The organism is Lacinutrix sp. WUR7 (assembly GCF_016864015.1).
GTDB lineage: Bacteria > Bacteroidota > Bacteroidia > Flavobacteriales > Flavobacteriaceae > Oceanihabitans.
Genome location: NZ_CP045067.1, coordinates 2,951,465 through 2,964,006 on the forward strand (window position 1 = coordinate 2,951,465; position 12,542 = coordinate 2,964,006).

A 12,542-nucleotide genomic window follows, 5' to 3' on the forward strand; every position below is an offset into this window, starting at 1 on the left:
GTTTATGCAACCTTTTTTGTTTGTATAACTATCTTATTATTTTCTAAATCTGTGGTAAAAAAGAGATATACATCTCCGCCATCTTTAATTTTATGCTTTTTTCGGATTTGTTCTACACTTTCTGGAAAGTTACGCGTAGTAATATTCGCTTTTTCAAAACCTTCTTTTTTTAGAAGCTTTTTATTATAAGGCATTACTTTTTCAATTTTAAATGCTCTTCCAGGGAAATCTATCAAAGTATCGTTGGTATATAAATGCGAATGTTGATGCAGTTTTGAAACCTCTAGTTTGTTAGCAATCGTATGAAAAGCACCAGATTTCATTATGGCTGCATTAGGTTCATATAAATATGCTAAAGGCAAACTATATTGGCTGCTTGTAGAAATTTTTTCTTCTAACGGAAAACGAAACGTTTCGTTGGTATCTTTTTTAATATTGCAAGTTTCTATAGTTACCCCATCTGTATATCCATTTTCTAAAACCCAAAGCAATTCTTTTACTTCATTATTTACAGCAACGATATGAATGGTTTTTACGTGTTTTAATTCGTTTAAACCAATAGTAAGATCTAATAGTGGCGACGTTTTAATTAAAATGTTATTCGCTTTATTAAAGAGTAAATCTATATGAACTGGTACGTTTGGCAAACAATCCTTTAAAAAGAAAACCTTGCCTTTGCTGTCGTGTCTTCTCGAAGGATCTATATAAATCCAATCTAAAGAAATTTCATTATTCTGTAAATATGCTAAACCATCTTGCGCAATAGTTTGTATATTTTCTACTTCTAATTGGTTGTAATTATGGGAAACTATTTGGGAGAGTTGCTCGTTAATTTCACAATGAATAACCTTATTAAAATGCTGAGCAAAATAATAACAGTCTACACCAAAACCTCCTGTAAGATCTATAATCGTCTTTCCTTTTAATAAACCGAGTTTATGTTTTGCTGTAGTTTCGGAAGAAGTTTGCTCTATATTTAATTTATTTGGATAGTAAATTTTTTCCGTAGAAAACCAGGTAGAAAGTTTCGTCTTACAACGTTTTTTTGCTTCTATCTGCTCTATGATTTCTTTTGTTTCTAGGGAAGGGAAATTGATTCCTTTTAATAATAAAGAAGCAATATTAGTGTCTAAATGATTATTTATAAACGCTTGGATTTCCGTATTTAATAGATGGGTATTCAAAATACAATTATAAACCTTTGGTGAGTTTTTTTACGATTTTATTATCCGATAAAAATTCTTTTAAAATCACCTTAATCGCTGTGTACGCAGGAACTGCAACAATAAGTCCAACAATACCAAATAAGATGCCAGCATTAAGTATTACTAAAAAGATTTCTAATGGATGCGATTTTACACTTTTTGAAAATATTACGGGTTGACTAACAAAATTATCCACAAGTTGGCCAATTAAGAATACTACAAATACCCAAAAAGTTTTTGGTAAAACGATATCTTGAAAGCTTTCGCCAAGGCTACTAGTCATGGTTAATGTTAGCATTAAAAATGCTCCAATTAACGGACCAACATAAGGAATTAAGTTTAACAATGCGCACATAAATGCTATTACAATAGGATTCTCTACACCAATAATCATTAAACCAATAGTGTAAATAATAAAGAGAATTAGTATTTGAAATATTAAACCAATAAAATATCTAGATAGTAAATCTTTAATTTTTACCGAAGAGTTTTTCCAACGAGATTCATTTCCATCCGGAATAAAAGTCATTATGCCATTTTCAAAAAGTTTGCTGTCTTTCAAAAAGAAAAAAGAGATAAACAGAACAGAAAATAAGCCAATACTAAAACTTCCTAAACCGCTAATTAAAGAGTTGAAAAAATCAGGAATTAACGAATAGTCTATCTTAGAGAGTAGGTTAGAGCTTTTTATGGATTGTTCTACATCTATGTTGTTTATTTGAAAATAAGCAATTGCTTCGCCATATAAATCTTCTATATTGCCTTGTAATTGATCAATATCTAAAAGGGCTAAATTATGTCCTTGTTCTACAATTAAAGGAATAAATAAACGTACCAATCCAAAAAGTAATCCAATTAAAATAAGCATGGTTACTATTACTGCGATTGTGTTTTTAAATTTTAGTCTTCTTCTTAAAAATAGAATAATAGGTCTTCCAATTAATGAAATTACGGCGGCAATTGCGATATACACAATTACCGATTGAATTTTAAATAGAAACAAAAGGATTAAAACAACACCAAGAATAATTCCTAGTGCTTTTAAAATACCATTAGATATTTGGTTTGAAGTCATGTTGTAAATATAATAATTCCTGTGAAATAGAAGATTCACGATTCCAATTTAAAAATATTAAATAATGAGTAAAATAGGAATCTCATTAATTAATTTTTTTCATTTCTAAAAAACAGGATCTAGTTTTATATTTTTTAGAAACTCCTGCCTTCGCAGGAAATTTGTTTCGTTATTTCATATAAAGCAATGGTAGCTGCTTGTACCACATTCATACTGCTATTTTGTCCAAACATATCAATATGAAGTACGGCGTCACATTGTTTTAAAATGTCTTGTGAAACACCAAAATTCTCATCACCAATTACAATAGCTATTGGTTTTTCTTTAGGAAAGTTGCTCGTGTGTATTGATGTACTTTCGCTAGTAATTTCTAAAGCAACCAGATGATAGCCTGCTTCTTTGTATTGTGATACTGTTTCTGAAGCGTTTTCTTTCACTTCAAAAGGCACTACTTTTTCGGTAGCACGCGACGTTTTAGTCATTTTTCTTCCTAACGGAATCTGTTCCCCACAAAACACTATTTTTTCAATACCAAAAGCATCAGCTGTTCTAAAAAGACTTCCAATATTTGGAGCATTCGTAACGTTTTCGCAAATAATAGTTATAGGGAATGTGCGTTTATTAAAGTTGGTATTGTAATGGTTTAGTTGCATTTGTTTCAAATAGAATTTATGCTAATATATTATAATTTTAAGGTGTTTTTCTTCCGTAGCATAATCAAACCAAAAATAGGACCTATTGCTAAGATGGTATAAATGCTGTTAGAGTCTGTTAATTGAAGTAATCTAGTAATAAGTTGAATACTAATTATGGTTATTGAAAATCCAATACAATTCACAATAGTAAGCGCTGTGCCTTTTATTTGGGGTGCTGCATTTTGAGCTACTAATGTAGATAATAGAGGAGAATCTGCAATAACTACCATTCCCCAAAAAATAAGAAAAGCAATAAATAGATTTTCAAAATTACTAGAAAAGAATAATGGTGAAATAAGGCAACAAAAACAAGATAAAAGTAGTGCTACAAATGCTGTTTTTTTGGTTCCTTTTGTTTGTGCAATATAGCCACTAAGAATACATGCGAAACCACCAATTCCTATTATTATAAAGGACAGTAATGGTATGTTGAATTGTACGAGATCGTGTTCCGTACTATATTTTTTTAGCATTATTGGTACAAAGGTCCAAAATGCATATAATTCCCACATGTGTCCAAAGTAGCCAAAAGATACAGATCGAAATTCTCTATTTTTAAAAACACCTAAAAAAATGGAAAGATCTGTTTTTTGACTAGGTTTTCTGTAGGGACCATCTGGAACTAGAAAGACCATTAATAATCCTCCTAATAGGGCTAGAGAGGAAGTTGCAAGGATTACATATTTCCACGAAAAAGTATCTGTCATTTGATTTAATACATGCGGAAAAGCAGTTCCTATTACCAATGCACCAACTAAAAAACCAAGGGATTTACCCAGTCTTTTTTGATAATAATCTGCAGCTATTTTCATTCCAACAGGATAAATTCCTGCAAGAAAAAAACCAGTAAAAAAGCGAAGGATTAGTAAACTTGTTAAGTTATTAGCAGGATAGATTACACCTAAGTTAAATAGTGCGCCAAGTACAGCACTAATTAAAAATACTTTGGAAGGTGAAAAACGATCGGCAATAGTAAGAATAGCAAAAATTAGTGTACCAATAATAAATCCGAATTGTACAGCAGAAGTTAAATGCCCTAAAGCATCTGCTTTCAGGTTAAAATTGAAAATTAAATCATTTATAACGCTATTTCCAGCAAACCAAAGGGAAGTACAGCAAAACTGAGAGATTACAATAATAGGAAGTATTAACTGGGATGGTTTCATGTAATGTGATATCTCGTAACTGGTAATTAGCGTTTTTTATTCGTTATTTTTTAAATATACAAAACCAGTTTCACCAGATTTAAAAGTAATTTCAGCACGTTTATAATCGTCTACTTCGTATGTGTCTGCATGGATTAATTCTTCATCTGTCAATTCTAATAAAGTTCCTTTTACGCAATCTTTTATATTTCCAGTATATTCCAGAATTGGATGTATGTTAGTACCACTAGAGGCAATTACTTTTGGATCGGTAATTTTTATTTGAGATAGGATGAATTTCTCTAAGACTTCATTACTTCCTATTAAAATTCTTCCAAAGACATCTTGTTGCACTTTTTTCATTTGAAGCGTTCCGTAAGAGAATAGTTTTGGCATACCTAATGTATTTGGTTCGAAGCTTTCTATTAATTAGAAAAAGCATATTTAATAATATTCGCTCCCATTTTTAGAGCTTTTTCTCTTACTTCTGCAGGATCATTATGTACCGCTGCATCTTCCCAGCCATCACCTAAATCACTTTCCACAGTAAAAAGTAATACTAATCTGTTTTCATGAAATAAACCAAAGGCTTGCGGTCTTTTACCATCGTGCTCATGAATTTTTGGTAATCCTTTAGGAAAGGAATACGCCATGTTAAAAATTTCATGATTTGCAGGAAGCTCTACTAATTCTTGATTTGGGAATACTTTTTTTAATTCTTTGGTAACATATTGTTGCATGCCGTAGTTGTCATCAATATGCAAAAAACCACCAGAAATTAAATAGTTGTGAAGGTTTTCTGCTTCTGCTTCGCTAAAAAACACATTTCCGTGACCTGTCATGTGTAAAAAAGGAAACTGAAAAATATCAGTACTGCCAGTTTCCACCGTTTCTGGCTTAGCAGTAATTTTTGTATTAATGTTATTATTACAAAATGCAATTAAGTTTGGTAATGCTGTAGGATTACTATACCAATCGCCACCACCTTTATATTTTAAAATGGCTATTTCTTGGGAAAATAAAAAAAAAGAAAAAAGAGTAAAGAGAAAAGACAAGTAGATCTTCATAATTATTCATTTGTATATGCAACAGAATGACAAGCAACAATTGCTGCAGTCTCTGTACGTAATCGGGTTTCTCCCAAAGTTACAGGAATAAAATGAGACTGAAGAGCTTGCTCGATTTCTTTAACAGAAAAATCACCTTCAGGACCAATTAGAATAGTAATATCTTGTTTGGCTTTCAATTCGTTTTTAAGCGATTTTCTATCCGTTTCTTCACAATGTGCAATAAATAGGTTGCCAGAAAAGTCTTGTTTTATAAAGTCTTTAAAAGCAATTGCTGGATTTAATTTTGGTAGGTAACAGTTTAGCGATTGCTTGGTTGCCGACTGTATTATTTTTTCGAAACGTTCTGGCTTAATAATTTTACGTTCGCTATGATCACAAATAATAGGAGTGATGCTATCAATGCCAATTTCGGTAGCTTTTTCTAAAAACCACTCGTAACGATCGTTCATTTTTGTAGGAGCTACAGCAAGATGAAGATTATAGTTTTTTTTAGCTTGTAATTTTTTATCCATTATATGTACTACACAATTTTTGATATCTGCAACAATAATTTGTGCCGTAAATAGCCAACCATTTCCATTAGTAATTTGCAAGGTTTGGTCTACCGATTTACGTAGCACTTTTACAATGTGCTTGCTTTCCTCTTTATTAAAAGAGAATTCTGTGGTGTTTTCTGTGATGTCTGGATTATAAAATAATTGCATTATTTTAAAGGTTCTACAATTTTTAATACTTTTATTTCTTGAATCTCTTTTGGATCAAAGGTTTTTAAAACTACATAATACCATTGGTTTTGTACAATATCTATGGTGAAAACATCTCCAATTTTATAAATGCTATCTGCAATTTCTGCCTCAAAAGTTGGATGTGTAATGCCTTTTTCAAACCAACCTAAATCTCCTCCATGATTTGCATTGTCATCCATAGAGTATTGTTTTGCTAATTGGCTAAAAGGGGTTCCTTCTTTATATTTTTTAAGTATTTTATCTCTAGTAGCATTAATTTGAGAAATAGTCATTTTTAAACCATCAAAGAAAATATAACTAACTCTGTAATTTGTAGTTGTGGTTTTTTCTACGACTTTATATTTTGTTTTTTCAGTATCACTTTTTACAATAGCTCGTCCGCTTTTATACAATTCTACAGCTAATCCTGTTTGATGCTTTGCTTCATTAAACGTAACAATTTTATTCTTTTTAGATTTGTTTTCTTTAATGTATTCTTTTGCTTCTTTTATGTTTGCAATAGAATCAAAATCTTTGACTTGTGCATCTTGAGCAGAAATAGTAATAGAAAATAATAAGGCTACTAATAATAATTTATTCATTTGTACTTGGGGATTTAATCTTAAGTAGCAAAAAAACAAAATTTATAGATTATATGAATGGTTTTCTATAAGGTTATTAACAGAAATTTCAACATCTGTAGTTATAATTTGCTTTTTGCGTGTTCTAAACCTAATTCGAGGTAGTGTAAGAGTTGTGTTTCGGTTTTAATACCATTTAAAGAAACGTATACAAATTCTTTGATTGGTTTTTTTGTAAAATCCATTGGTCTTACAAAGTCTTTTGCTAATTCTATTTCCATTTTATCGGCAATAATTCGAACCATCAAATCCTGTTTCATAACACCAACAGTCATTTTTCCTTGATATAAAAACGAAATTCCTCCAAACATTTTCTTTTCTGTAAACGCTTCCGAATAATAACGGAGTTGTTCTTTAATTCTGTTTGCAAGTTGCTCGTTATATGCCATAGATTTGCCTTTGTATTATATCTTCAATCTAGAAGAAGCTGTAACATCTTGTTCGGTAAAATCACCTTCTAAATATTTTAAATAACCAACAATACCAATCATTGCAGCATTATCGGTAGTGAATTCAAATTTAGGAACATAGGTAGTCCAACCAAATTTTTGTTCACCATTTTTCAACGCTTCTCGAATTCCAGAATTTGCAGAAACTCCGCCACCAATAGCAATATGATTAATTCCTGTTTCCTTGGTTGCAAGTTTCAGTTTGTCTATTAAAATTCCTATGATGGTGTACTGTATAGAAGCACAAATATCATTTAGATTTTCTTCAATAAAATTAGGGTTTATTTTTACTTGCTTTTGTATGAAATATAAAATCGCAGTTTTTAATCCTGAAAAGCTAAAGTTTAATCCAGCAACTCTAGGCTTTGTAAAAGCAAAAGCTTTCGGGTTGCCTAGTTTAGCGCGTCGGTCAATTTCTGGACCAGCAGGATAGCCAAGACCTAGAATTTTTCCACTTTTATCAAAAGCTTCGCCAACAGCATCATCTATGGTTTCACCAATGACTTCCATTTCAAAATAATTGGAAACCTTCACAATCTGTGTATGACCACCAGAAATAGTCATTCCTAAAAATGGAAAAGGAGGTTTACTAAAACCTTCTTCATCAATAAAATGCGCTAAAATATGCGCTTGCATGTGGTTGACATCAATAAGCGGAATATTTAAACCAAAAGCCAAAGATTTTGCAAAAGAAGTTCCAACAAGTAAAGAGCCCATTAATCCGGGACCTCTTGTAAATGCAATGGCATGAAGCATTTCTTTCGTTATTTCAGCTTTTTCAATGGCTTGATGCACCACTGGAACAATATTTTGTTGGTGTGCTCTAGAAGCTAATTCTGGAACCACGCCACCATATTCTTCGTGTATTTTTTGACTGGCTACAACATTACTTAAAACCTTGCCGTTTAGTAAGATAGAAGCTGCTGTATCGTCGCAAGAGGACTCAATTGCAAGTATGTAAATATTTTGTGAGGACATTAGTAAATATTAGGCACAATAATTGTTAATTTTGACTTCAAAGTTATAACTTTAAAACGTATCAAAAAATTTTTAAAAATAGCATCCAAAATAGTGGCCGTCTTGCTACTACTTTTCATCATATTGGTGTTGGTGCTTTCTATTCCTGCTGTTCAAACTAGGCTTGGTAAATATGCTACCAATTGGTTAAATACAGAATATGGTACAAACATTAACATTAATAGAGTAGGACTGCAGTTTAATGGAGATGTGGAGCTTAAAGAAATTCTTATTAGAGATTATAAAAAAGATACGCTAATAAGTGCTGTAGAGCTAAATACTTCCATTTTAAATTTTAATAATCTTATTAATAGTAAACTTGCTTTTGGAGATATCGATTTAGAAGGTTTAATTTTTAATATTAAAACCTATAAAGGAGAACCGGAGTCTAATCTAAATGTTTTTGTTGCTCGTTTTGATGAAGATAACCCAAGAAAAAGTGAAAACACTTTTTTAATGTCTTCTAGTGATATTTCTATTTATGATGGCACGTTTCGACTTATTGATGAAAATAAAGAAACTCCAAAAATTTTGGAATTTTCTGCTATTGATATAAACGCCACTAATTTTTTAATTAATGGACCAAACGTAAGTACTAGAATAAATACACTTGTGTTTAAGGATAGTCGTGGTTTGGTTATGAAAAACCTTTCTTCAAATTTTTCGTATACCCTTGAAAATATTACCCTTAATGATTTAAAACTTAAAACAACAAACTCTTCACTAGAAGGAGATTTAAAGTTTTCATATAATAGAGAAGATTTTTCAGACTTTACAAACAAAGTATTAGTAGATGCTAATTTTACAGATGCTAGTGTTGCTTTAGATGAATTAAATGTTTTTTATGACGAATTTGGTATCGGACAACGAGCAAATTTTAATGCAAAAATTTCTGGAACATTAAACGATTTAAATGTTGATAATTTAAACCTGACTACAAACTCCAAAACAAAAATTTACGGAGATCTAAACTTTAAAAACTTGTTTAATACTGCAGATGATAATTTTTCAATGCATGGAAAATTCTCCAATCTTACCTCTAATTATAAATCTTTAAAAGCATTATTGCCTAATGTTTTAGGAGAAGCCATTCCTTCGGTTTTTGATAAACTAGGAAACTTTAGTATTAACGGTACCACCTTTATTACAACTTCGGAAATAGAAGCAGATCTTAAAATTGAGACAGATTTAGGCTATGTGGTTTCTAATCTAGAAATGAAAAAAATTAACGACATTGATAATGCAACGTATAAAGGAAATATTATATTCGATGACTTTGATATTGGTACTTTTTTAAACGACCCAAATCTTAAAAAAGCTTCTTTAAATCTAGATGTGGACGGAAAAGGTTTCACACAAGAAAACCTAAATACACAAGTAAAAGGCGATATTTATTCTATAAACTACAACGATTATGTATACCAACACATTAATGTTTCTGGTAATTTAGAGGATAAAGTATTTAACGGAAAAGTAGACTCTCAAGACAAAAATTTTAAACTTAATTTTAATGGTCTTGCAGATTTTTCGGAAGAAATAAACAAATTCGATTTTGTTGCCAATGTAGATTATGCCAATCTAAAAGCTTTAAACTTTATTAAAAAAGACAGCATGTCGGTGTTTAAAGGTATTGTAGATATGAAAATGCAAGGCACAACTTTAGATAATGTTATTGGTAGAATACAATTTAATAAAACCTATTATCAAAATGATAATGATGAATATTTCTTTGATGATTTTTCCGTAGAATCTACATTTGAGAATAAGGTAAGATATATAAAAGTAAACTCCCCAGATATTATTGAAGGACAAATGAGTGGTGTTTTTCTTATCGGTAATATCGATGAATTATTTATTAACGCTATTGGTAGTTTATATACTAAATATAGTCCTTATGAGGTTTCTACAAATCAATATATAGACTTTAATTTTAAGATTTATAATAAGATTATTGAGGTCTTTTTGCCTGAATTAAAACTAGGTAAAAACACCTTTGTAAAAGGAAGAGTAGAAAGCGATGAAAAAGAATTTAAACTCACCTTTAAATCTCCTAAAATAGAATGGATAGATTACTTTGCAAATGCTATCGAGTTGCAAGTAGATAATAAAAATCCATTATTTAATACTTATATAGAAGTAGATAGTTTGCATACGAATGTGTATAATATTTCAAAATTTAATCTGATTAATGTTACTCTTAATGATACGCTTTTTATGCGTTCAGAATTTAGAGGAGGAAAAACAAATAACGATTTATACAACCTAAGTTTCTATCATACTAAAAACGAAGCAAACCAGTCTATTGTTGGTTTTAAAAAATCGGATGTAACCTTTAAAGGAAACAAATGGTACATCAATGAAAAGAAAAATAATTATAACAAAGTAACTTTCGATCCTAATTTTGAAAACTTCAATCTAGATCAATTTGTTCTGAACCATAATGAAGAAGAAATTCAACTTTCTGGAATTATAAATGGTAAAAACACCAAAGATTTAAAGCTGCATTTTAAGAATGTATTTTTAGATAATATAACGCCAGATATTAATGATTTAAGTCTAAAAGGATTAGTAAATGGTTCCTTAGATGTGGTACAACAAAACGGAAATTACCTTCCAGAATCTACCATAACTATTGATGATTTAGAAGTAAACGATTTAAATTTAGGTTCTTTTGCTGCAAACATAAAAGGAAATCAATCTTTAACCAATTATACTTTAAATGCTAGTATTAAAGATGATGAGAAAAAATCGTTTAGTGCTATAGGAGATATCGATGTATCTTCAGAGTCATCTAATATTGATGTTGCAATTCTTTTAAAAGATTTCAACTTACAACCATTAAACCCGTTTTTAGAAGGTGTTTTAAGAGATATTAGAGGTTTAGCAACAGGAAAAGTGCAAGTGACAGGGAACTTGAAAAAACCAAGTATAGATGGTCAATTAGAGCTAAATAAAGGAGGGTTAGGTATTCCAGAGCTAAATGTAGATTATAGCTTTGCCGATAAATCTTCGGTTACTTTAAACAATCAATCTTTTAGATTTAATAAAATAGATATTACAGATACGGTGTATAATACCAAAGCAGTATTAGACGGAAGATTAAGTCATGTAAATTTTGGCGATTGGAGCATGAATTTAAATCTAGAAACAGATAGACTTTTAGTTTTAAATACAACAGAAGATGAAGACCGATTATATTACGGAACTGGATTTGTAGGTGGTAGCGCAAGTATTACTGGTCCAGCAAACCAACTAAGAATAAATGTAATTGGTGCCACCAAGAAGGGGACTATGTTTGTTATTCCATTAACAGATAACGAATCTTTTGGAGATAACTCACATATTCATTTTTTAAGTCCGGAAGAAAAACAAGCAAAACTAGAAGGAATAGATATAACAACCGAAGATATTTCAGGATTAGAATTGGATTTCGATTTAGATGTAACCCAAGATGCAGAAATTGAAATTGTAATGGACAAAGAAAGCGGAAGTACCATTAGAGGTCGTGGAGAAGGTGGTTTGCTAGTAGAAATTAATACCAACGGTAAATTTAATATGTATGGCGATTTTTCCGTCTTTGAAGGAACCTATAAATTTAGATATGGAGGAATCATTCAAAAAGATTTTACCGTAGTTCCTGGTGGTACGCTTGCTTGGGATGGTTCTCCTCTAAAAGCAAGAATAGATATTGACGCAGTGTATAAAACACAAGCTAATCCTTCCCCTTTATTAGACTCTCCAATTAATAGACGTATTCCTGTTAATTTAAATATTTCATTAACGGGTGAATTAGAAAAACCAGAACCAGATTATAATTTTGAATTTCCTAATTTAAGTTCTACGGTAAGATCGGAGTTAGATTATAGATTAGAATCTAAAGACGATAGAAGTAATCAAGCAATCTATTTATTAGCTACAGGTTCTTTCTCTAGTAGTTTGAGTGAGCTTAATGTTAATGGTACTATTGAAGAAAGAATAAACGGAATTATAAACGGTTTACTTTCTGATGGCGATAATAAACTGCAAGTAGGATTAAATGTCGAATTGGGTGAAAACACACCAGATTATCAGTCAGACGATAGGCTAGGAGTAACACTACAAACTAATATTAGCGATCGTGTTCGTATAAATGGTAAAGTTGGTGTGCCAATTGGTGGTATTAGTCAAACTGCAGTAGCAGGAGACGTACAAATAGATTTTCTTTTAAACGAAGAAGGTACCTTTACGGCAAATGTTTTTAATAGAGAAAATAGTATTCGAAACTTTGGTGAAGAAATAGGATACACACAAGGTCTTGGTATTGCATATAATGTAGATTTTGATACTTTTAAAGAACTTATTCAAATTATCTTCAAAGGAAAAAAGAAAATTGCCAAAGAATTAGAGGAAAAAGAGGTCAAAGAAAAAGAAGCAAATGCATTACCAGATTATGTTGGTTTCAAAAGGAAAAAGGACACTCTAAATTAACTTTTTTAATAGTTTTAAGCTCTAAAAACTAAATACTTCACATTTAATTTATC

11 protein-coding genes are annotated in these 12,542 nt (G+C 30.7%); 1 reads left to right on the forward strand and 10 read right to left on the reverse strand.

What is annotated here, in order from left to right; genetic code table 11:
• Window positions 1-2: 2 nt before the first annotated feature.
• The 10 genes from FG167_RS12925 to tsaD all read right to left on the reverse strand — a co-directional run bounded on the left by FG167_RS12925 (window position 3) and on the right by tsaD (window position 7,983).
• Entirely contained in the window at window positions 3-1,184 is a 1,182-nt protein-coding gene (locus FG167_RS12925; RefSeq protein WP_203458656.1) for a class I SAM-dependent methyltransferase, read from the reverse strand.
• A gap of 7 nt (window positions 1,185-1,191) precedes the next feature.
• Window positions 1,192-2,280 carry an AI-2E family transporter gene (locus FG167_RS12930; protein ID WP_203458657.1) on the reverse strand — a complete coding sequence of 363 codons (1,089 nt, stop codon included), beginning with the start codon at window positions 2,278-2,280 and terminating at the stop codon, window positions 1,192-1,194.
• A gap of 134 nt (window positions 2,281-2,414) precedes the next feature.
• Window positions 2,415-2,933, reverse strand: a complete 519-nt coding sequence (locus FG167_RS12935; RefSeq protein ID WP_203458658.1) for a TrmH family RNA methyltransferase — start codon at window positions 2,931-2,933, stop codon at window positions 2,415-2,417.
• A 29-nt stretch (window positions 2,934-2,962) separates the two neighbouring features.
• A complete protein-coding gene (locus FG167_RS12940) occupies window positions 2,963-4,141 on the reverse strand; it encodes a nitrate/nitrite transporter (protein WP_203458659.1) in 1,179 nt (392 codons plus the stop codon).
• A gap of 36 nt (window positions 4,142-4,177) precedes the next feature.
• Window positions 4,178-4,516 carry a gamma-glutamylcyclotransferase family protein gene (locus FG167_RS12945; protein WP_203458660.1) on the reverse strand — a complete coding sequence of 113 codons (339 nt, stop codon included), beginning with the start codon at window positions 4,514-4,516 and terminating at the stop codon, window positions 4,178-4,180.
• Window positions 4,517-4,545: 29 nt separating this feature from the next.
• Entirely contained in the window at window positions 4,546-5,187 is a 642-nt protein-coding gene (locus FG167_RS12950; protein ID WP_203458661.1) for a DUF4159 domain-containing protein, read from the reverse strand.
• Window positions 5,188-5,189: 2 nt separating this feature from the next.
• Entirely contained in the window at window positions 5,190-5,894 is a 705-nt protein-coding gene (locus FG167_RS12955) for a 16S rRNA (uracil(1498)-N(3))-methyltransferase (RefSeq protein WP_203458662.1), read from the reverse strand.
• Window positions 5,894-6,517: a peptidylprolyl isomerase gene (locus tag FG167_RS12960; protein ID WP_203458663.1), complete on the reverse strand. Its 624-nt coding sequence runs from the start codon at window positions 6,515-6,517 to the stop codon at window positions 5,894-5,896. Before FG167_RS12960 ends, FG167_RS12955 begins: the two co-directional genes overlap by 1 nt.
• Before the next feature lie 101 nt (window positions 6,518-6,618).
• Window positions 6,619-6,945, reverse strand: a complete 327-nt coding sequence (locus FG167_RS12965; protein WP_203458664.1) for a TfoX/Sxy family protein — start codon at window positions 6,943-6,945, stop codon at window positions 6,619-6,621.
• Window positions 6,946-6,960: 15 nt separating this feature from the next.
• Entirely contained in the window at window positions 6,961-7,983 is a 1,023-nt protein-coding gene (gene tsaD / locus FG167_RS12970; RefSeq protein WP_203458665.1) for a tRNA (adenosine(37)-N6)-threonylcarbamoyltransferase complex transferase subunit TsaD, read from the reverse strand.
• A gap of 102 nt (window positions 7,984-8,085) precedes the next feature.
• On the opposite strand from tsaD, the gene FG167_RS12975 reads away from it, so the two are divergent.
• Window positions 8,086-12,489, forward strand: coding sequence for a translocation/assembly module TamB domain-containing protein (locus tag FG167_RS12975; protein ID WP_239004391.1), 4,404 nt, complete (start codon window positions 8,086-8,088; stop codon window positions 12,487-12,489).
• Window positions 12,490-12,542 lie beyond the last annotated feature (53 nt).

Coding starts and splice junctions, on each gene's coding strand:
- FG167_RS12930 (WP_203458657.1), bottom strand. CDS start 2,280: ATGACTTCAAACCAAATATCTAATGGTATTTTAAAAGCACTAGGAATT.
- FG167_RS12935 (WP_203458658.1), bottom strand. CDS start 2,933: ATGCAACTAAACCATTACAATACCAACTTTAATAAACGCACATTCCCT.
- FG167_RS12940 (WP_203458659.1), bottom strand. CDS start 4,141: ATGAAACCATCCCAGTTAATACTTCCTATTATTGTAATCTCTCAGTTT.
- FG167_RS12945 (WP_203458660.1), bottom strand. CDS start 4,516: ATGCCAAAACTATTCTCTTACGGAACGCTTCAAATGAAAAAAGTGCAA.
- FG167_RS12950 (WP_203458661.1), bottom strand. CDS start 5,187: ATGAAGATCTACTTGTCTTTTCTCTTTACTCTTTTTTCTTTTTTTTTA.
- FG167_RS12955 (WP_203458662.1), bottom strand. CDS start 5,894: ATGCAATTATTTTATAATCCAGACATCACAGAAAACACCACAGAATTC.
- FG167_RS12960 (WP_203458663.1), bottom strand. CDS start 6,517: ATGAATAAATTATTATTAGTAGCCTTATTATTTTCTATTACTATTTCT.
- FG167_RS12965 (WP_203458664.1), bottom strand. CDS start 6,945: ATGGCATATAACGAGCAACTTGCAAACAGAATTAAAGAACAACTCCGT.
- tsaD (WP_203458665.1), bottom strand. CDS start 7,983: ATGTCCTCACAAAATATTTACATACTTGCAATTGAGTCCTCTTGCGAC.